Annotated in this window: 8 protein-coding genes; 1 reads left to right on the top strand and 7 read right to left on the bottom strand. The window is 38.3% G+C overall.

The window, feature by feature from the left end; translation table 11 throughout:
- Positions 1 to 64: 64 nt before the first annotated feature.
- From LUA91_RS17940 to LUA91_RS17930, 3 genes are read right to left on the bottom strand one after another with little or no spacing between them, the layout of a single operon-like run.
- Complete coding sequence (locus tag LUA91_RS17940; protein ID WP_231427484.1) at positions 65 to 2065, bottom strand: OmpA family protein; 2001 nt, start codon at positions 2063 to 2065, stop codon at positions 65 to 67.
- 9 nt (positions 2066 to 2074) lie between these two features.
- Positions 2075 to 3076: a PorP/SprF family type IX secretion system membrane protein gene (locus LUA91_RS17935; RefSeq protein WP_231427483.1), complete on the bottom strand. Its 1002-nt coding sequence runs from the start codon at positions 3074 to 3076 to the stop codon at positions 2075 to 2077.
- A 41-nt stretch (positions 3077 to 3117) separates the two neighbouring features.
- Positions 3118 to 16611, bottom strand: a complete 13494-nt coding sequence (locus LUA91_RS17930; protein ID WP_231427482.1) for a putative Ig domain-containing protein — start codon at positions 16609 to 16611, stop codon at positions 3118 to 3120.
- A 222-nt stretch (positions 16612 to 16833) separates the two neighbouring features.
- Here LUA91_RS17930 and LUA91_RS17925 point away from each other — a divergent pair, with 222 nt between their 5' ends.
- Complete coding sequence (locus tag LUA91_RS17925) at positions 16834 to 19410, top strand: hypothetical protein (protein ID WP_231427481.1); 2577 nt, start codon at positions 16834 to 16836, stop codon at positions 19408 to 19410.
- A 55-nt stretch (positions 19411 to 19465) separates the two neighbouring features.
- On the opposite strand, the gene LUA91_RS17920 is transcribed toward LUA91_RS17925, so the two are convergent.
- The 4 genes from LUA91_RS17920 to LUA91_RS17905 all read right to left on the bottom strand — a co-directional run bounded on the left by LUA91_RS17920 (position 19466) and on the right by LUA91_RS17905 (position 21860).
- Entirely contained in the window at positions 19466 to 20305 is an 840-nt protein-coding gene (locus tag LUA91_RS17920; RefSeq protein ID WP_231427480.1) for an OmpA family protein, read from the bottom strand.
- 135 nt (positions 20306 to 20440) lie between these two features.
- Entirely contained in the window at positions 20441 to 21103 is a 663-nt protein-coding gene (locus LUA91_RS17915; RefSeq protein WP_231427479.1) for a DUF2461 domain-containing protein, read from the bottom strand.
- An 85-nt stretch (positions 21104 to 21188) separates the two neighbouring features.
- Positions 21189 to 21584 carry a DUF983 domain-containing protein gene (locus LUA91_RS17910; RefSeq protein ID WP_231427478.1) on the bottom strand — a complete coding sequence of 132 codons (396 nt, stop codon included), beginning with the start codon at positions 21582 to 21584 and terminating at the stop codon, positions 21189 to 21191.
- Positions 21585 to 21587: 3 nt separating this feature from the next.
- A complete protein-coding gene (locus tag LUA91_RS17905) occupies positions 21588 to 21860 on the bottom strand; it encodes a hypothetical protein (protein WP_231427477.1) in 273 nt (90 codons plus the stop codon).
- Between the last annotated feature and the right edge of the window lie 132 nt (positions 21861 to 21992).

Genomic DNA, 21992 nt, shown 5'->3' with positions numbered 1-21992 from the left:
CTCCTTTGAAAACAAAAAAAGCCATCTCCAATTATGAAGACGGCTTTAAAGAGGCGTTTTAATTTTATTTCTTTGTTACTTTGAATTCGGTACGTCTGTTTTTCGCTCGTCCTTCTGGATTATCTTTTTTCTTCCTGCCTTTGCCAATTTCATTTGGTGCAATTGGCATCGATTCACCATAACCTTTTGAAGTTAATCGGGATTCGGAAATTCCTTTGCTAACCAGGTAATCGACACAAGATTTGGCTCTTTGATTTGATAAATTCAAATTGTATTCATCAGTACCCAGGTTATCGGTATGTGCACCTAATTCAATTTCCATTTCTGCATTATCTTCCATTATAGGAATTAAGAAATCCAATACTTTTTTGCTTGGCTCTGTAAGTTCTGCACTATTAAATTCGTAATAAATATTATCCAAAGCAATGGGAATCCCCAATTTAAAAGGGCTTAAGCAATAATCTTTGTAGATTAGTGTATCGGCTTTTGCCAACTCCTCATAGGCATAGTTTTTTGTAATAGAGAAATAATTGTCTTTTGCGAAAAGCAATTTTACAGGTCTCTTCGAATCTGTTCGAAAAATATATTTACCATCGGCCCCTGTTGTTTGTTTTAGATTGTTTTCTCCATTAGAAAAGGTGATAATAGCCCCTGCCAATGGCAATTTCGTTTTGCAATCAGTAAGAATTCCGCTGATGTTAAAAAATTCCTTCTTCACTTCAAAAACTTCTAAACAGCATGATGATTCTCTATCAGAGCTGATGTATCCTCTCGTTCCTTGATCATCAATGGCTGTGAAATAGATATCATCTTTCGATGAATTAAATGGATAACCCAAATTTTTAGGGGCTGTCCAGGTAATTAGGTCACCTTCGGCTTCAAAAAAATCTAAACCACCCAAACCCACTCTTCCATCGGTACTAAACAACAATTTTTTGGTAATTGTATTGTAGTTTGGGGCACGTTCGTCATCTTCCGTATTAATGGTTGGGCCTAAATTAACTGCCTGACCTAATGATCCATCATCGCGAAGCGCACAATACCATAAATCAAATTTGCCATAACCGCCACTTCTATCCGAAGAAAAAAGAAGAAATTTCCCGTCGGCTGTTACAAAAGGTTGGCTTGAATTAAAATCTTTACTATTTATTTCCAATCCAACAGGTACCGGATCCGACCACTTATTATCCACTTTTGTTGCTGTATAGATGGCATATTTTTCTCGCTCTCTCCAATAAGTAAAATATAATCTGTTACCATCAGGCGTAAAACTTGCCGCAGCAACTTCAATGTTTTTAGGTAAATTAATATCCATCATCCTCACCGAAATTTCAGCTACCTTTAAATCACTTTTTGTAGTGTACAAATTATTGATGAATGGATTTGCCTTTGTGGAAATCTGAACTTCGCCAGCATCCGTTTTCATAATGTCTTTTTTACCAGTTGTAGATACCGGGCGGGAAGATGTAAAATAAAAATCGTTACCAACTTTAACAGGAGCGTAATTAGAACCCAATCCGTTAACATTGCTAGCCAATTTCTTAACATCAACCATTCTTGGAAACCGCATTTCTTCGAGTGCAAACCTGCAAGAAGCAATTTCCATTTGAGCATTTTTAACCAAAGGATCATTTGGATTTTTTTTGATAAATGTTTCAAAAGCTTGAATAGCGGGTGTAAATTTTTTATTGGCTCTTAAACACTCAGCATAATAAAATTGAGCCTTTCTGTAACGCGTATTGGTAAAGGTTATCGCTACCGCATAATACTTTTCTGCCTCGGCAAACTCCCTATACAAACGGCTCGACTCAGCAAGATTGTAAATGGATTCTTCATAATCTCCGATTACCTTATCATCCTTCGCCGATTTTCTTTCCGCACCATAAGGCAAGATAGCCTGGGTACTATCGCCAGTAATTTTCAATGCCTTCTTGTAAAAAGTAGATGCCGCGTAGTAATCTTTGTTTTCGAAGTAAGTATCAGCAACCCGCTTATAGTTGACTACAAATTGTGCATTTGCATAACCAACAGATGTAAAAAATAAAAACAGTAGTATTTTTTTCATTTTGAATAATTATAAACGTGGACAGAAGAAATTTGGACCAATTATACCATTTCGGCCAATTAGCGATATTGATAATTCAAAACCACCATTGCTATTGGATGCCCTGCTGAAATTTGAAGTGTTAACATCGTAACTAAGACCAAAAACCATATTTCGTAATTGTAAACCAACAAATGCAATGGCTGCATCTTTTACACGATAGTTTCCTCCAAATAAAATATTTGATGATGGATTTACATTCAATTGAGCGTAGGCACCTAAAGAGACCTCATTGGTATTACCCTGATACATAACCAATGCATTCGGAACAATATCCAATAATTCCGAGGCACGGATCCTTGCACCACCATGCCCTGTAAAACGAACAGGGATACGAGAATTTGAACCAGAAAAACGATCGACTGGCATGGTTAAGTGGGCAGCACTGGCGCCAACAAAAACATTTACACTTTTGTTAGGATTGCCATCGAAGTACATGATACCTGCATTAACATCTGGTACCAATGATGATTGAGACTGGAACGTTTCTCCGCTCATCATTCCTCCATCATAACCAGATATTGGATTGAACTGATTACCAAATCTTCCTTGAGAAAAATCGAAACTTCTATTAATAATTCCGGCTTGTAAACCAAAGCTGATCATTTGCAAACCTTCAAAACCAAATCTTAAACGATAGGATCCAGATACTAATGCTGTTAAATAATTAAAATCCAACTCACCTGCTCTTTGATTTAGAACGGTGGCACCGAAGGCAAAGTTTTTAACTGGAGCCATATCAAACGACGCACCTCCTGTTAAGAATGAACTATTTAAAGCGCCCCATTGTTGTTTAAAATTTAATGAAGCACGATAATCACCATCTACTACTCCGGTTAGAGCTGGATTAAGCCAAAGCGGATAAGCATAGTATTGCGAAAAATGCGGATCTGTTTGAGCAAGTGATTTAGCACCGCAAATAACCATGCACATAATAGCTACATATACTTTTAAATTCGATAATATTTTCATGGAATTTGATTTTTTCTGTTTATAAATTAACCTGCTCATATCTATCTTAATAATGTAACCGTTCCTTTTTTGATTACAGTACTTCCATCTGTAAGCTGAACTTCTACCATGTATACGTATACACCAATTGGTTGATTAACACCTCTGAAAGTTCCATCCCATCCATTCGCTACATTATCAGATTGATAAATTAATTGCCCCCATTGAGTGTAAATAGACATTTTAGCACTCACGATTGTATTGCCATAAATCAGGAACACATCATTTTTACCATCGTTATTTGGAGTAAAAGCATTTGGTATGTAAATCTGATTGCCAAGTGGATTACTCGCTTTACCAGTAATTGGAGTTGAATTAGCACTGGTTTGGCAATCTAACTGACCTTTAGCTCTCACGATAATGGTGACCGATTGATCTGGTTTTAAACCACTGGTCAAATAACTGGTACCAGAAGCAGCTAGCCAGGTTAAACCATTATCAGTTGACACTTCGTAACCTGATGCACCATTAACCGCCGCCCATGCAAATGTTACGCTATTTGGCGTTGTAGATTGTACTACTACAACTGGAGCATTAAGTACAGGAAGTACATTTACTGTAACCGGTGTTCTAGTTGGACTTGCACAACCGCCAACAGCAATGCTTTCTACATAGAAAATGGTGGTTGTAGTGATGTTTGGTGTTGTAAACGTAATGCCCTCACCTATTGAATTTCCATTCGAACTTACGGTGTACCACCTGTAGATTAATCCAGATACAGGATTATTTACGGTTAATATGGTATTGCTACCTGCACAAATGGTTCCATTAGCAGCAGTTACCGAAGTAGGCGCCACAGGTACTGGTAAGGCAATAACATTTACAGGTGTTCTTGATGATGATAAGCAAGATCCATTAGCACCTTCTACATAATATGTAGCATTAGCCGTTAATGCTGGAGTTGTGAAAGAACTTCCTGTTCCAGCTATTGTACCCCCATTTGGCGTTGTATACCAATTGTAAACAATGTTAGCTTGCGGATTGGAAACCGTTAGTGCTGCTGAATTTCCGATACAAACACTTACGTTGCTTGATGTAACCGTTGGAACATTAGGTTTTTGGTTTACAGTTACAGTTACTTTAACTCTTCCACCGCTATTTGTACATCCACCTGCGCCAACGGCCTGCACATAATAATCAGTAGCAGTATTAATTACTGAAGTTGTATATGATGTTCCTGTAAATAATAAACTACCACCCGTTGCAGCAGTATACCATTCGTAAGTTACCCCATTTTGTGAATTGGTGATGCTAAGTGTAGTAGGTTCACCAGAACAGATGTTGGTTCCAGTGGTTGCAATTATTGGGCTATTTGGAATCGCAGCAACAATAATATCTACTACAACTGCATTTGCAGGTGCATTTTCACATTTATTATCTCCTCTTACAGTAACGTAATAAGTTGTATTGGTTGCCAAGACGGGTGTTGTGAAAACTGAACCTACAGCAGCAACATTTGTTAAGCCTGCGTTGCTGTACCAAGTAAAAATTGGATTGATTACTGTACTACTAGTTGCCGTCAATGTTGTTGTGCCACTGGTACATATAGCTCTAGATCCGCTTACAGCTATATCAGTGGTTACCGCTATAGGATTAACAATAACCGTAACAGCTTTAGCATTCGCAGCGCTGCTCTCACATTTATTAGCACCTTTTACGGTTACGTAATAAGTAGTGGTAGCCGATAAACTTGGCGTAGTAAATATCGGACCAACAAATGCCACACTGGTTAATGAAGCATCATTGTACCAGGTAAACACCGGACTGGTAACCGTGCTCGAACTGGCGTTGATGGTTGCCGTACCAGAACCGCATACTACTGCTGGAGTAGACAGGGTAATGTCGGCTGCTGTTGCCACCTCATTTACCGTTACAGCAACCACTTTAGCTGTAGATGCTGAACTTTCGCACCTGTTACTGCCTTTAATGGTCAGGTAATATTTGGTTGTGGCAGATAGTGTTGGCGTATTGAATGTTGCGCCAACAAAAGCTACCGATGTTAAAGCGGCATCATTGTACCATGTAAAAATTGGATCGTTAACTGTTGTTGTACTCGCCACCAACGCTGCTGGAGATCCTGCACAGATGGAAGCATCGCTTGCCACAACATCTGTTGCATTTGCAACTGGAGTGACCACAATGGCAACTGGTTTTGCACTAGCAGTTGTATTCTCACATTTATTATCTCCTTTAACAGTCACATAATAAGTGGTGTTACTTGTTAACACAGGCGTTGTAAATGAAGCTCCCGTAAACACCACATTGTTAAGCACCGCGTCACTGTACCATGTAAATATTGGATTGGTCACAGTGGTTGTTGTGGCAGTTAGCGTAGTGGTTGAATTATTACAAACTGCGGTTGTTCCATTTGTAATGATATCACTTGCCGAAGCTATAGGATTAACAATAACCGTAACAGCTTTAGCATTCGCAGCACTGCTCTCACATTTATTAGCGCCTTTTACGGTTACGTAATAAGTAGTGGTAGCCGATAAACTTGGCGTAGTAAATATCGGACCAACAAATGCCACACTGGTTAATGAAGCATCATTGTACCATGTAAACACCGGACTGGTAACCGTGCTCGAACTGGCGTTGATGGTTGCCGTACCAGAACCGCAAACTACTGCTGGAGTAGACAGGGTAATGTCGGCTGCTGTTGCCACCTCATTTACCGTTACAGTAACCACTTTAGCTGTAGATGCTGAACTTTCGCACCTGTTACTGCCTTTAATGGTTAGGTAATATATGGTTGTGGCGGATAATGTTGGCGTATTGAATGTTGCGCCAACAAAAGCTACCGATGTTAAAGCGGCATCATTGTACCATGTAAAAATTGGATCGTTAACTGTTGTTGTACTCGCCACCAATGCTGCTGAAGATCCTGCACAGATGGAAGCATCACTTACCACTACATCTGTTGCATTTGCAACTGGAGTAATTGTAATCAATACTGCTTTGCCATTTCCAGCAGCGTTTTCACACTTATTGTCCCCTTTAACAGTTACATAATAGGTAGTTGTAGTATTTAATGCAGGTGTTGTAAATATCTTTCCAACAAAAGTAATATTTGTTAATGCTGCATCACTGTACCAAGTAAATATAGAGTTAGTTACATTTGGTGAATCGGCTGTTAATGTGGCTGAAGCACCCGCACATGCAGTTGTTCCGCCGTTGACTATTATATCTGTAGGCGTAGCAAGCGGATTAACCGTAACCACAACAACTTTTGCATCTGCAGCTGTATTTTCACACTTATTTGCTCCTTTAACAGTTATATAATAAGTAGTAGTTGACGTTAAATTATTCACCGTAAATATTGGACCAACAAACGCGATACTTGTTAATGATGGGTCGTTATACCAGGTAAAAACAGGTTGCGTTATGGTTAGGCTCGATGCCACCAATAAAGCTGTAGAACCAGCGCAAATTTGCGTATTCGCTACAGTAATATCTGCAGCCGTAGCATATTCATTTACTGTAACTGCAATGGCTTTGCCAGTATTTGCTTGATTTTCACACTTATTATCTCCTTTTACAGTAACATAATAAGTTGCACTTGCATTTAATGCACCAGTGTTAAATGAAGCCCCCGTAAAGATTGGCGGTGTCGATAATGATGCATCAGTGTACCAAGTAAATATTGGATTGATAACTGTAGTTGATGATGCTGATAGTGTAGCGCTTGAACCTTTGCAAATTGAAGTGATTCCACTTAACACAATATCAGCATCAGTAGCATAAGGATTTACCGTAATGGTTATCGACTTGGCCGTTGCAGCAGTATTTTCACATCTATTACTTCCTTTAACCGTAACATAATAAGTTGTAGTAGCAGTTACTGTAGGCGAAAAGGTATCAGTGGTATTAACGATGGTGGTTAAAGCGGCATCACTATACCACGTAAATATTGCATTATTTACTACGTTAGCTTGAGCTCTCAAAGAAACCGTGGCCCCTGCACATATTGAAGTTGGTCCCGTTAAAGTAATATCAGTTGCTACCGCAATAGGATTGAAATTAATAGTAACTTCTTTTGCATTCCCTGCTGTATTTGCACATTTTCCAGTTCCGCTAACTGTTACGTAATATTTAGTTGGTGCAGTAATGGTTGGAGTGGTATATGTTGAAGTATTTGAGGCAACCAGTTGTGTTAAGGCAGCATCGCTGTACCAATTAAATACTGCAATGGATATTGAACTTGATGCTGTTAATGTTGTTGTTCCAGCGGCACATAAAGAAGTATTGCCAATTACAGTAATATCACCTGCTAAAGCTGAGTCGTTAACAGTTATTGAAACAACTGTTCTGGTTGAGCTTGAACATCCATTTGCATTTACCAATTCAACATAGTAGTTTTTAGTTCCGACAGGAAGGTTTGCAGGTGTTAAAAATTTATTGTTATTCGTAACAAGCATATTTCCACCGGTTGGCTGATCGTACCAGTTGTAGGTATTTCCTGCTACCGCTATTACGCTAAGCTCTACTGGTGAGTTTAAACATGTACTTGCTGGATTATCTGCTGTTGCTGTTGGTGGCGCAGGCGGAGAAAGTACAATCACCGTTGCCCCAACTTTAACTGTTTCGCAGCCATTGGCGTTAGCAGTTACAAAATATTCATATGTTCCTGCAGGTAAGGCTGGATCAGTTAAAAAAGTTATGCCATCTTTTCCTGTTTGATAGTCTGTTCCACGATACCATTTATAGATAACTCCCGGTTGAGGATTTTGAACACTTAAAGTAGCAGCAGTACCCAAACATGTACTAACATTATTTGTGGATAAAGTTGGGGCTAGAATTGTTCTTTGCGCATAATCCAAATTGATAGATGTTAAAGCACCTAATAAACCGGCATTTAATCGCAACTCCACTTCATCGAATTGACTCGTTGGAATAATGGTTAAAATACCCGAGTTGTTTCCAGCCAACAATTTTAAACTGATCAGTGGATTGGAAAGTGTGGTCACATTACCAGTACTGCTTCCATTTAAATAAGTGGTAACGGTAACATTTGGCAATAAGGCTAATGATAGCAACTGACCAGGAGTCGTAATTTTCAGTCTCAGGGTATCTCCAACATTAGATGCCTGAGCAAATTTTAATCTTTGATAGACTGATGAACCTAATAATCCAACAGGGATTACCAAGCTTGAACCAGTATTAATGTCGCCATCAATTGCGTTATTCGGATTGATAACACCCGCACCAATCGAAACTCCACCAGTTACACCATTAGTTTGTGATATCGCTGCGCCACAAGGTGTAGGTACAGGCGTTCCGTTTGGAACTACGGTAACCACAACACTTGCTCTACCAGTAGCAGAACATGCACCTGCATTTGCCTCTGCATAAAAAGTAGTAGTAGTAGTTAATGGAGCCGTAACAAAAGTTTCGCCTGTTGATAATAAGATACCTCCAGATGGTGCATCGTACCAAGTAATGATGGCACTCGCTATGCTTGAAGTTGCTTTTAAAACGGCAACTGAATTTTGAGAAATTGTTACAGCGGATGGTGTAATGATTGGAATATCAATATTTCCAATATTTATAGTTGCCGTAGCTTTTGTAGATGCCACACCACAATTATTTACCGCTTCTACACTGAAAGTTGTATTTGCAGTAACATTGCTTACAGTGAAAGTCGGACCATCAAAACCTGCCTGATAAACGTTAGCAGAATCATACCATCTGTAAGTTGTTCCGGCCACGGGATTACTAACCTGCAATACTACTGATGCACCCGAGCAAGTATTTACTGTTGGTGATAACAATACAGGAGGAACCGGAGCAGGGTTAGTGGTTACATTTACTACCGTTCTGTAACTCACGCACCCTGACGCAGAAACCGCTGTTACAAAGAATTTTGTATCACCTGTTAAAACTGGTGTAGTAAAAATAATTCCATCTTTACCAGTAAGATAAGTTCCAGCGGCATCATACCATCTATAAGTTAAGTTTGATGATGGATTACTTACCGTTAGTTGAGTAGTTTGACCAACACAAGCTGTTACATTAGCAGAAACCACTGTTGGCGCAACTAAAATGCGTTGGGCATAGTTGAAATTTAATGAACTTAATGCAGTTGCAACGCCACCATTTAATCTTATTTCAACACCATCGAATGTAGCCGATGGTACGAAAGTAATTAAAGCTTGTGTGTCGCCGCTCAACAATTGAACGTTTAATAATCCACTATTTAAAGTCCTCGAATCTCCATTGCTGGTTGTTCCAAGGTATGTTGTAATTTGAGTATTTCCTAAAACGGCTAATGATAGCAGTCTTCCTGGAGCTGATACCAAAACCCTAACGGTGTCTCCTAAGCGAGATACCGAACCAAAACTGGCTCTTTGGAAAACTGATCCGCCTAAGGCACCAACAGGCAAAATTAATGATGATCCTGTTTGGGTATCGTTATCGATTGCTAAACCTGGATTAAAAACACCAGCCAGTAATCCTAAGCCAACAACTCCGTTAGTTTGTGCTGTTGCCGATTCACAAGGAACAGGATTTGGCGAGCCACCGGTATTTACAGTTACCGTAATTTGTGCCCTGCCCAATGAAGCACATCCATTCGCAGAAACAGCTTCAACATAGTAAGTTGTAGTTGCTGTTAATGATGGTGTAACGTAAGTTGGGCCAACATAAACCGGCGTGGTAGATGTTGCTGAATTGTACCAGTTGAAAGTTACATTTGTTTCCGATGAGCTAGCCGTTAAAATTGCCGTTTGCCCCGGTGCTACTGAAGATGAACTTGTTGTTAAAGTAGGTAAAGCTGGTGCAGGATTAACCGGCACAATGACTGTGGTTCTACCTGTGCTTACACAATTGCCTTGAGCTGCCTCAACATAATAGGTGGTGCTAGCTGTAAGTGCTGGCGTAGTAACTGTTGCACCTGTTAAAACTGGAGTTCCGCCATTTTGAACACTGAACCAGTTGTAGGTTACTCCGGCAATTGGATTGGTTACAGATAATGTAGTCGGACTTCCAGCGCAACTAGCTGTTACTGTTGCCACAACTGGGGTGGTCAGTGCAGGTGTAACGGTTACGGTAACCGGAATTCTTACCGGGTTTGCACAAGTAGCTCTAGATACCTGAATGTAATATGTTGCCGTGGCTGTTAAAGCAGGAGTTGTATAAGATGCTCCAGTGGCCAATTCCGTTCCAGCTGCATCATACCATGCTATAGCGGTACCTCCATTTGCTGTTGCTGTTAATGTTGCTGTAGCACTCGAACAGATGGTTTGCGAACCGGCCGTAATGGTTGGAGCTGGGTAGGTAATGGTTGCGCCATAAATATCTAAACTTGTTACAGCAGAAACCAATCCACCAAAACGCACCTCTACCCGATCAAATGGCGCACCTCCTAAAATACTTGCAGCAAAACGAGTTCCACTTAAAAGCCTAAGATTAACCAATGATGATCCCAATTGTACTGTTCTAACCACAGTAGTACCGTTTAAGATGGTTACAGTTGTGTTGTTTAAAACTTGTAAATCCAACAAACCGCCTGGTAGCGCTAAGTCTAAACGAACGCTATCGGTGGCGGTTCCCGAAATTGGAAACCTCAATTGCTGAAATCCTGTTGAAGCTACACCAACTGCTAGTGTAATGCGAGTAAAATTATCGGGATTGGTGTCTGTAGAGTTTCCAGCACCAGTAATTCCGCACAATAAGCAAACTCCGGTTATACCACTGGTTTGGCTATTTGCGGCATTACACGCCGTTCCGCTTCCAACAGGAATAACGGTTACAGTTACCGGAACACGACTCGCACTTGCACAACCATTGCTATTTGTGGTTTCAACATAATAGGTAGTGGTTGCGCTTAATAAAGGAGTTGTAAATGATGCTCCAGATCCTACTTGCGTACCAGCAGTAGCCGCATCAAACCAAGTGATGGTATTGCCCGCATCAGCTGTTGCTAATAAAGTAGTCGATTGATTAGGATTGATCACCTGATTATTTGTGGTAACCGTTGCCAATGTTGCTGGCGGATTGATAGAAACCGTTACTGCCGTTCTTGAGCTTATAGCTGTTCCAGAAACTGCCTCTACATAAAATACGGTTTGGGCTGTAACTGCAGGTGTTGTAAATGTTCCTGTATTATTGGTAGCTAAAGGTGTTGTTCCTGTAGCTGCATACCAATTGTAGGTTACACCAGCAACTAAGTTACTTACGGTTAGCGTTGCAGCCGAACCAGCACAAACGGCTGCATTTGCAACAATAGGAGAATTTACAGTAACCTTAATGCTATAACCAGTTGTTGCAACATTGCCACTTTCATCCCTAGCTGTTAATGATATTGTATAATCGCCACCAAGCGAAGGCTCTCCAGTGATTTCCCTTGTAATAGTATTAAAATTTAATCCCGGAGGAAGATTGTTTGCAATATAAGTATAAGGACCCGTTCCGCCAGTAACTTCTGGCAGCGTTTGTGTTGGATATGCTGTTCCAACTACGCCATTTGGCAATGTTGCCGACGGAAGATTTAAAGCACCAATAATCTTTATTGCGTAATTATTTGTCGCGGTTCTACCTTCACTATCTGCTACGTTCACAGTAACAAAATAATTTCCTGCCTGTGTTGGTAAACCTGTAATTTCTCTAGTGCTAGTATTAAAGTTTAATCCTGGCGGAAGATTGATAGCCGTGTAAGTATATGGGCCAACTCCACCTATTGCCGATGGGATGGTTTGTGTTGGGTAGTTTACATTTTCATTTCCATCTGCTAATGTTGCAGGCGGTAAAGTTAATGGATCAATAATGGTTATATTGTATGTTGTTGTTGCCGTTTTACCTGTAAAATCAGTTACTGTAACTGAAATTGGATAAGTGCCAGATTGTGTTGGTATCCCCGATATTTCTCTCGTAGAAGGGTTAAATGTTAATCCTGCCGGAACACCTGTTGCTGCGTATGTATATGGCTGCGTTCCACCAATTGCCAGTGGAATGGTTTGTGTTGGATAAACCAAACCCGTTGTTCCGTTCGCTAATGTTGCAGGAGGCAGTAATAATGGATCGGTAACTTTTAAAGTGTAGTTTGATGTAACGGAGTATCCGTTTGCATCAGTAACAGTTATTGGGATAATATAATTTCCAGGTTGTGTAGGAGTACCCGAAATTTCTCTCGTTGCAGGATTGAAACTTAATCCGGGAGGAACATCCGCAGCAGAATAAGTAATTGGACCTGTACCACCACTTGCGGCTGGAATAGTTTGACTTGGATAGAGCGTTCCGGTTATGCCATCTGGCAATGTACCTGGTGCCAATGCTAAGGCAGGCGTTACCGTTAAATTAAATACTGCAGTTGTTGAACAGTTTTTTGTATCTGTTGCCACCACTGAAAAGGTTGGATTTCCTACCGCGGTTGGTGTACCATAAATCAAGCCTGTTGAGGATAGAGATAATCCTGCTGGCAAAGTACTTCCAGCTGCTAATGCATAAGCGAAACCTGGTGTACCGCCAGTTGCTAACGGCAACTGTTGATTATACGGAAATGAAATACTGGCATTCTTTAATGTTAATCCATTGAATAAGATTGCAGGATTTACCGTTATCGTTATTGGCGTTCGGGTAGGATTTGAACAAACGCTTCCATTGATTACTTTATTTACCTGAAGATAGTATGTTGTGGTTGATGAAAGCGCCGGTGTTGTAAAATCTCCACCATCAGGATTTAATACAGTTGCACTTATTAAACTATCAAAATAGCTCACAGTTGTTCCGATTACTGGTGTGACAGACAATTTAGCTGTACTGCCAGCACAAATGGATTGTGAACCAGATATAATGGTTGGGTTTGGATAAATTTGTGTTGCTCCGTAAATATCTAAACTGCTTAGTGCTGCAACTACACCTCCAAAACTGACCTGAACGCGATCATATGCACCTCCTGCGGCTAATGTGTAGCTGAATCTGCCGCCGCCCAATAAATTAATGGATAATAATCCCCCACTAATTTGAACTGATTTTACTTCTGTTGTTCCATTAAATATTTTAACTGTGATGTTATTCAATACGTTAACATCTGCCAAACCTCCTGGTATTCCTAAATTCAATCGAATACTATCGGTAGCAACCCCAGGATTTTGGAAAATCAATTGTTGAGATCCTACTGCTCCAACACCTACACCTAAAGTTAACCGGGTAAAGTTGTTTGGATCAGCATCTGTAGAATTGCCTGCGCCAGTTATGCCGCACAGAACACAAATTCCTGTAATCGCAGTATTTTGACTGCCTGCTGTATTACAAGCAGTAGTACCAGAAACTGGAACAACGGTAATAACAACAGGCACTCGAGAGGCACTTGCACAACCAGCTGCACTAGTGGTTTGAGCATAATAAGTTTTGTTTGTAGTTAATGGTGGAGTGGTAAAAGTTGCGTTAGTGCTCACTGGGCTGCCACCTGTTGCTGCTTCATACCAAGCAATGGTGTTTCCTGCATCAAAAGTAGCATTCAGTGTAGCGGTTTGCCCTGAATTTATGGCAATATTACTACTTGCAACTGAAGGCAAGGTTGCTGGCGGATTGATCGAAACAATAGCTGTGGTTCTAGTACTTACAGCAGTGCCAGAAACTGCATCAACATAAAATGTAGTTTGTGTAGAAACTGCTGGTGTTGTAAAACTGCCAGTTGTATTGGTTTGTAATGGTGTATTCCCTGTTGGGCCATACAATCTATAAGTAATAGTTCCAACTAATACAGTATTGCTAACTGTTAAGGTTGCACCAGTGCCTGAACAAACTGTTACAGAAGCAACTATTGGAGCATTTATATTTACGTTTAATGTGTAAGTTGTTGTAGCACTATTATTAGCTGCATCAGTTGCAGTAAGCGATATTCCGTATGTTCCACCTACTTCAGGTGTTCCTGAAATTTCTCTAGTGTTCGGGTTAAAAGTAATTCCCTGCGGAAGACCAGTTGCGGTATAGATATAAGGTTGTGTTCCGCCACTTACTGCAGGCAAAGTTATCGCTGGATAAGTGGTGCCAACTGTTCCATCAGCTAAAGTTGCTGAAGGTAAATTAAGAGCACCAATTACCTTTAATGAGTAAGAACGATTGGCTGTTCTTCCACCATCATCTGTAACTGTAACCAAAATTGAGTAATTTCCTGCTTGAGCTGGTGTGCCTGAAATTACTCGAGTACTCGCATCAAAAGTAATTCCTGCCGGAAGATTCGAAGCGACGTAAGTGTAAGATCCAGAGCCTCCTGTTGCAGGTAAGATTGTTTGAGGTGGATAATTAACCTTCTCATTTCCATCAGCAAGTATAGTTTGCGGTAATGCCAATGGATCGAGCACAGTAATAGAATAAATGGTGGTTACTGTTTTTCCGTCTGCATCTGTTGCGGTAACAGAAACAGGATAATTACCTGCTAAAGAAGGTGTGCCTGCAATTACTCTTGTGCCCGGAGTAAACGTTAACCCTGGTGGTAACCCAGTTGCCGAATACGTATATGGACCCGTGCCACCAACTGCTGATGGAATTGTTTGCGGGATATAGCTAATACCAGTTGTTCCATTGGCTAAGGTTGCAGGCGGTAAAATGAATGGGTCTGTAATTTTAAGCGTATAATTTGATGTTACCGTGTTTCCATTGGCATCGGTAACAGTAACCCGAACAGTGTTATTACCTGGAACGGTTGGTGTCCCCGTAATTTCCCTTGTTGCTTCGTTAAATGTCAAACCTGCAGGAACGTCTGTAGCCGTGTAAGTATATGGTCCAGTGCCCCCATTTGCAGCCGGTATGGTTTGAGTTGGATACAAAATATTGGTTATACCTTCTGGCAGAGCGCCTGGCAATAATGTTAATGGGCCAGTAACAATAAGGGTATAAGCTGCTGTTACACTACAGCCTTTTGTATCAGTAGCCACAACAGAAAAATTATAGGTGTTTGGAACTGTTGGTCTACCAACAATATCTCCAGTTGAAGATAGCGTTAATCCGGCAGGGAGTACACTTCCCGATGCTATCGAGTAGGTAAAACCTGGAGTTCCGCCTGTTGCAGGCACAAGTTGTTTGTTGTAATTGGAACCACTTGTAGCATTGGTAAGCGTGCCACCTGTAAAGTTAATGATCGGATTAACCGTAATATTAACTGGTACACGTACAGATTCTGCTGTACATCCAGATCGTTTTGAGGCGACATAATACGTTTTATTTGAGGTTAAAACAGGAGTGGTAAAAGTACCATTGTAATTAACAGTAGCCAAGCTTGTGCCACCATCGGCAACATCATACCATACCAACTGATTTCCAACTGCAGTTGTAGCCTGTAAATTGGCGCTTGCGTTATAACAAGCGTTTATTGTGTTAGAAACCGGTGCAGCAAATGTTGGAAATGCAGGGCTTCTACTAATATCATAAAGCTCTACATATTGCGTAACATTTGCACTAACTAAAGTTGATAATCTCAAGGAAACCCTATCGAATGCAACACCTGGAGCAAAAGGCACAGTTACTGCTTGCCCATTGTTTAGTAATCCAAGCAAATCCAAATCCAATAAGCTCGATGCCGAAACGTTATAAACTTCATCACTTCCGTTATATGCAGTAACTCTCAAATTATCAAATAATTTAAGATTTACCAATGCAGGTGAAGTTCTGAAGCGTAGATTTATATTATCTGTGGTGTTGGAAAGTGAGGGAAAATAAACATTAACACTTTTAGATGCCGCAACGCCCACCACACCTGTACTTAAATTATAAAAAGTATTTTTATCGTTGTCTATGGCTTTTTGAAACTCAAAATTTTCGGCACCTGCCAAATTTAATGCATCTAAAGAAATACCTACTTCATCGTAGTTTGCATAAGTATTTACATCACAGTTATCGTTGCCATCGATAGTATAAGCATAATAAACATTTGTTTTTCCTGTAGTAGTAAGTAAAACACCAGTGGTTCTGTCAATGATATAAACTTTATCGTAAGTTTCGTTGGGGGTAATGGCAATAAAGGTTTGGCCATTTTTATCTTTAACTATTTTAATGTTAGAGTTGTTGTTGAAACCCAAAGCACTCGATCTACTTAGAATAGTAGTTCCGTTAGGCCTTTGGGCGCCTACCTCAAATTGATGGTTTCCAATCACCAAACCCCCAACAATATCTGCTACAAGCCCGCCTAAAGTTCCGCCCAATAAGCCGTTCAATGCCGATTGATCGAAATCAATACGGATATAAGTAGTTTTGTTAGCAGGAATACTATTTGGAAACTTTAAATTGATTCCGCCATAATAAGAACCGATACCCAGCGCAACACCGCCATAAGAATTAAGGGTTGCAAAAGTCGCATCGCTGGTACTTATCGCATCATTTATATTGTCGACCCGTGATGGGCTTCCAGTAGTAGGTTTAATTTCGGTAACTGAAGTAGCAAAAATTTTTGTTTGTGCATACGATATCGAACCGAAGAACGTTAATAAAGTGATGATTGCGAATGCAAACGCATAGCGAATTATTCCTTTATCGGAATGAGAGGTAAAAGTTTTCATCATGTCAGGCGTAATTTGGGATGATTGGATTGTTGCCTAGTAGATTACACTACATAAACAATTCAGTGACAAATCTACATTCCGGATGAACACCCTTTCTATCCATTTCTGTTCATTATTTACCCAAACTTTTCATTCATTTTATTCATCCGTTCATTTAACAGCCATTTAATTTCCTACACTGTGAAATTTTGATGACATTAGTATCGTCATCCCTATAAATTAATGAATGCTAATGAACTCCTCTCCGATCTCAGGAAGTTTGTACTTATAAAGTCTGGATTAAAAATTATTGATCCCTCTCACTGTAAGTTAATTTCTGAGTATGTATTCCAAGAAACCAAAAACTATGTTAGTGAAACCACTATCAAAAGGTTTTTTGGCTTTGCAACTACATTGCATAAATTTTCATTATTTACATTAAATAGTTTATCTCAATATATTGGCTATTCGGACTGGAATACATTTTGTAAGGAAAAAGAAATTCCTGTTAAGGATGAAAAAAGTACTTGGCAAGCACTTAAAATAAAGGCTAAATATTTTAGTGATATTGCCCTAGTTTCCAAAAAAAACAATTCTGGTATTCCGTTTATTCATACGGCTAATAGAAATTTCTATTATCCAGACTTTGATTATTTTCTTAATAACGATTTTCAATTTACCACATTAAGTGCTTTGCCCGGGCAGGGCAAATCCATTTTATTGGCGCATTTGGTTCAACATTTCTTTTATGCAAATGATGCACTATATAAAAATGATATTGTTTTGTTGATGAACGTGAACAGCATCAACACCATTATCCAGAATAAATTAACCTTAAAACAATGGTTTTCAAAGGAATTCAAATTTGAAAGTATAAATGATTTAATCAGTTTTTTTAAAAAAAATCCGAGTCAGAAAGAAGGCAGATTCGTATTAATTGTTGATGGTATTGATGAAATCCTTACCAAAACAGAATATTTTAAAACGTTTGTAGATTTTCTTTACAGCATAGAAGAAAACACTTTCTTTAAAATGGTATTTGGCTTACGGACCAATAGTTGGATTAATTTACAACCCATTATAATCGGTTCGGCATTTTTAAATAAAAAATGGTACAGGGGTTTGTTCTACGATCTTGATATGCTTAGTAACGTTCCTCCATTAAATACCGAAGAAATTTTAGGAATATTAAGCCAGCTCGAAAATAAAACAGTTATTCAGGAAGATGTGAGTCCGGCTTTACTGAAGCAATTTAAAACACCATTCTGGCTTCAGGTATATTATCAATTAAAGCAAGAAAATTTTGTTCTTGAGCTGAACAATGCATTATTGTGCTATGAGATAATCAACCATTTCCTGGAGAAGAAAATTTTTCTCGCTAAAAAAAGTACTGAAAAAATATTCCTGTTAAAAAAAATTAGCCAAAATATATCCGAAGGAAATAAAGGTCTTCGGGTAGCCAAAGAAAATATTCTAGATATTATAAATCAATATGCTGATGCCTATCAGGAACTTTTATATGATGGAATTTTAATTGAAGAGAAAAGGCTTAGTACAGCTATTCCCACAGAAATTGTTCGTTTTTTAAATGATGATATTTATACTTATTTTATCTTCTTACAAATAACCGATCGGTATAATTATAAACCTGATAAAGAATTTTTTGAATACATTCTGGCTACTTTTCAGCCTAAAACAGTACTCATGTATCACATTTTGAATTGGGCAATTCGTTTTAGCATCAACAGAAATGAAATTTCAGAGTTAAAAAACATATTTAAACTTCCCTTTACAAATGAAGAAAAGAACATGTCGTTCGATTTCATTTGCAACGTTTCCAAATATGAATTAAGTAAGCCAAATTCCAACTTCAATAAACAAAGTATCGACCAGAATTTTATTGATATTTTGGCAACTGGCCGAACGATGAGTAAACTGTACAAGGAAACCATTAAAGATATTTCGCAAAATGTACTTAATGAGGATATTCAAATTATGCTATTGGTAATTGAATGCAATATTGCTTTAATTGATATCGATAAATCATTTTTGATCAATACCATGCATTCGCTAAAGCGACATTATAAAAGATTGAATGAGTTATTTCCAATAAATCCTTATGATTTAATTTTATATTTTCACAATAACCTTACAGGTAAACCAAATGAAAGTAAAACGCTTGAAGATAAAATTATTAAACTTTGCCAAAAAACTGATAAGAGCGGACCTTTAAGTAATAAGGAAATCACTACACCAGAGATTTTGTCGTATCGATTGGTTTTGCTCGCTTTATTTGCGAAAAAAAATTACAAAGAATGTGATCGTTTTATTGCAGCAATTCTAAATAAATATCCTAATATTTTTAATGTTCGCCATTCGGTTTTCTCTCCTTTCTTGTTATTACATTTAGGACACACCTGCCTTAAACTTAACAATTATAAAAAAGCTAAAAGGATTCTAGATTTTGTAGAGAAAGTAATAGAGTGCGATTATACTTACTACACCAATTTTATAAGCGTAGGTTTTAGTTTGTTTAAAGCGAGTTTTTATAATTGCACCCATAATTATGAACAGGCGCTGTTAGAAATTAACAAAGGCTTAAAAATGTCGTTTAAAAATGATTTCAAAGTGTATGAAATATCGTTGCATTTGTTAAAAATAGATTCCCTAAAACATTGCGACAGACCTGAAGAGGTTTCTAATGCAATTGAAGAACTATTTAAATTCATATCAACAAATAAAATTTCACTACCTGAATATGCAAACCTAAATAATTTTGAGTTTGAACAATCATTCAAGGTTTTAAAATCATACAAATAAATTGCCCTCCAGGGACGTCCTGCAGGGCAATTAAATCTATTTTTAGAATATTAAATTATTTGATCAAATTGTAAAGTTCATCTAATTTTGGAGAAAGCACAATTTCTATTCTTCTATTTTTGCTTCTTCCATCCGCGTTTGCGTTTGAACCCAGCGGTTGAAATTCTCCTTTTCCCGTAGCCGTCATCCTTACACTTTCTACCTTTTCATTATCAGTTAAGTACCTTACCACCGAAGTTGCTCTTAAAACGCTCAAATCCCAGTTATCTTTAATTTGACCAAGGTTGTTGATTTTTTGATTATCGGTATGCCCTTCTACAGCAATATTAATTTCTGGTTGTTGTTTTAATACATTTGCCAACTGCGATAAAGCCTGTTTTCCTTTATCATCAATAATAATACTTCCAGATGGAAAGAGTAATTTATCGGTTAAGGATACATAAACCTTTCCATTTTTAATCTCAACGGTAAGCCCGTTTTTAGTGAAACCAAGAAGTGCTTGTTGTAATTTCTCTTTCAGTGAATTGGTAGCTTCATCACGTTTACGCAACACTTCTTCTACTTCTTTTAAACGTTTTTCTCGAGCAGCCAAATCGCCCGATAATTTTGTGATTTCGCTGGTAGAATTGTTTTTTAATTTTTTATAATTGGCATCAACCTCATTGTAACTGGTCTGCAAGTCTCTCAGCTCTTCGGCCATTAGTGTGGTATCTTTCTTAAGCTTGGCAACCTCTTTTTCTAAATTCTCTATTTTTACCAATCCCTCATTGAATGCAGTATATAAAGAATCTTTACTTCCCAATAATGCTTTATATTTTTTTGGAGATAAAACAACACAAGAAGTTAAGGATGAAATAAATAGGGCGACGGCAATAGCTAAGAAGGTGTTTTTCATATTTAAAGTATCAAGATTTCAGTATCATGTATCAATACCATTTAGGACTATAATAATGATTTTGTTTGGGTTAATCGGTTAACTGTTTAAATGGTTAATCGTTCGAAATGGTTAATTGTAAAAAATGTAGCACAATTAACTATTAATTGCATTGCGTAAAAATGCAACTAATGGCTGAATTGTAGCAAAAGAACTTATCAACTTATTAACGAGTGCTGGTTTGAAAAATTCTTCATCGCCCAATGTTGTTGTGGCTTCAAAACTTTTTAATTTTAAGTATTCAATATTTGGATCAGTGGGATCATAGCCTTTTGGTGCATTCTTCAAAGCGTTACTGGTACCCAAAGTAAAGTTCTTCTTGAAATCTTTATTGGAAATGATTTCTTTAAATTCATCTATATTATAATCTATTTCCTGACGAATCAGTTTCAAGTCTTCTGCCTGAGGCATCCAATAACCTCCCGCAATGAAACTTTTGCCTGGCTGGATGTGTAAATAGTAGCCTGGTCCATCGGCACCTTTGCTCTTTGATGAAAACCAAATGCCAAAGTTATTTTTGTAGGGATCTTTGTTCTTACTGAACCTCACATCACGATAAATACGCAGTAAACTCTTTTTCGGGTCTGTTTCCGCCGAAATCATCGGGTCTATTTTTGCAAGCTCTGGAATTAATGCAGCAACTAAATTTAAAACATCGGCTTTGGCTTCTTCATATTTGGGTTTATGTTCAGCAAACCATTCTCTTTTATTGTTCTCCGCTACGTCTTTTATGAATTTTAAAGTTTCTTTCTTTAACATAATTTTGAGATTAACGGGTTAATTATTGAATCGGTTAACTGCTTTTATTGCATAAACATTTTCAACAACTAAACCCAACCTAAATTTACTGATCGTAATATGGCTTGTATTTAATATTAGGCGATAATACATGAAGCAATATAATCCGTGAGTAGCGGTAATTGAAAGGATACAAAATGAAGCAGCCTGCAAATATGGCAATGAGGTAATGCCAAAAAGTAGCATCAGTTAATGGCCCGAAAATAAGGTAAGTGATAAAACTAACGATAAGCATTTCAATTACGTTCATGGCATAACTTACATACATGGCCGCATAAAAATAACCTGGTTCAATTTCTATGCGTTGTGCGCAATAACTGCAAATTTCTTTGGTGTGCTGAATGTTCCAGCCATACATGCTGCCCGTAAATATATCTCCCCTACGGCAGTGTGGGCATTTGCAATGAACAATTGCAGAAAGTTTTGAGGTTTTACCAGACATTAGCTAGTTTAAATGGAAAGGTTCCCTTTTCATATTCAACTCTACATTTTTTTTGCGGTATTTTTTATACCAAACCACGCCAACAACAATAGCCATAATATATGGAATAGCCAGAAGATACAAAACGCCTGTATTTAGCCCTGCTGAAACTGTATTTCCATTTTTAACACCTTGCTCGGCATTAATGCTACACATGGCACACTGTGCTTGCACATTTGCACTAAATAGCAATATACAAGTAATTGAAAATAAGATAAAAGTGAATGTCTTTTTCATCATTGCAAACTTACATAAAAAGTGAGGAATTATAATCGCGTTCAATAAAAATTAAGACCACTTCATCGATCTTTATTAACTTTATAATGAACTAAAAAACAAAGTTGTTATGGAAAGATGTTGTGGTCTTGA

The sequence above is a fragment of the Pedobacter sp. Leaf250 genome, from assembly GCF_920984735.1.
In the GTDB taxonomy this organism is placed as follows: domain Bacteria; phylum Bacteroidota; class Bacteroidia; order Sphingobacteriales; family Sphingobacteriaceae; genus Pedobacter.
Note: the sequence above shows the minus strand (reverse complement) of the source record. Positions and strands in the feature narration are given on the sequence as shown.

Bases quoted from the DNA above. Each gene is read 5' to 3' on its own strand.
- LUA91_RS17940 (WP_231427484.1), bottom strand. From the start codon at position 2,065: ATGAAAAAAATACTACTGTTTTTATTTTTTACATCTGTTGGTTATGCA.
- LUA91_RS17935 (WP_231427483.1), bottom strand. From the start codon at position 3,076: ATGAAAATATTATCGAATTTAAAAGTATATGTAGCTATTATGTGCATG.
- LUA91_RS17930 (WP_231427482.1), bottom strand. From the start codon at position 16,611: ATGATGAAAACTTTTACCTCTCATTCCGATAAAGGAATAATTCGCTAT.
- LUA91_RS17925 (WP_231427481.1), top strand. From the start codon at position 16,834: ATGAATGCTAATGAACTCCTCTCCGATCTCAGGAAGTTTGTACTTATA.
- LUA91_RS17920 (WP_231427480.1), bottom strand. From the start codon at position 20,305: ATGAAAAACACCTTCTTAGCTATTGCCGTCGCCCTATTTATTTCATCC.
- LUA91_RS17915 (WP_231427479.1), bottom strand. From the start codon at position 21,103: ATGTTAAAGAAAGAAACTTTAAAATTCATAAAAGACGTAGCGGAGAAC.
- LUA91_RS17910 (WP_231427478.1), bottom strand. From the start codon at position 21,584: ATGTCTGGTAAAACCTCAAAACTTTCTGCAATTGTTCATTGCAAATGC.
- LUA91_RS17905 (WP_231427477.1), bottom strand. From the start codon at position 21,860: ATGAAAAAGACATTCACTTTTATCTTATTTTCAATTACTTGTATATTG.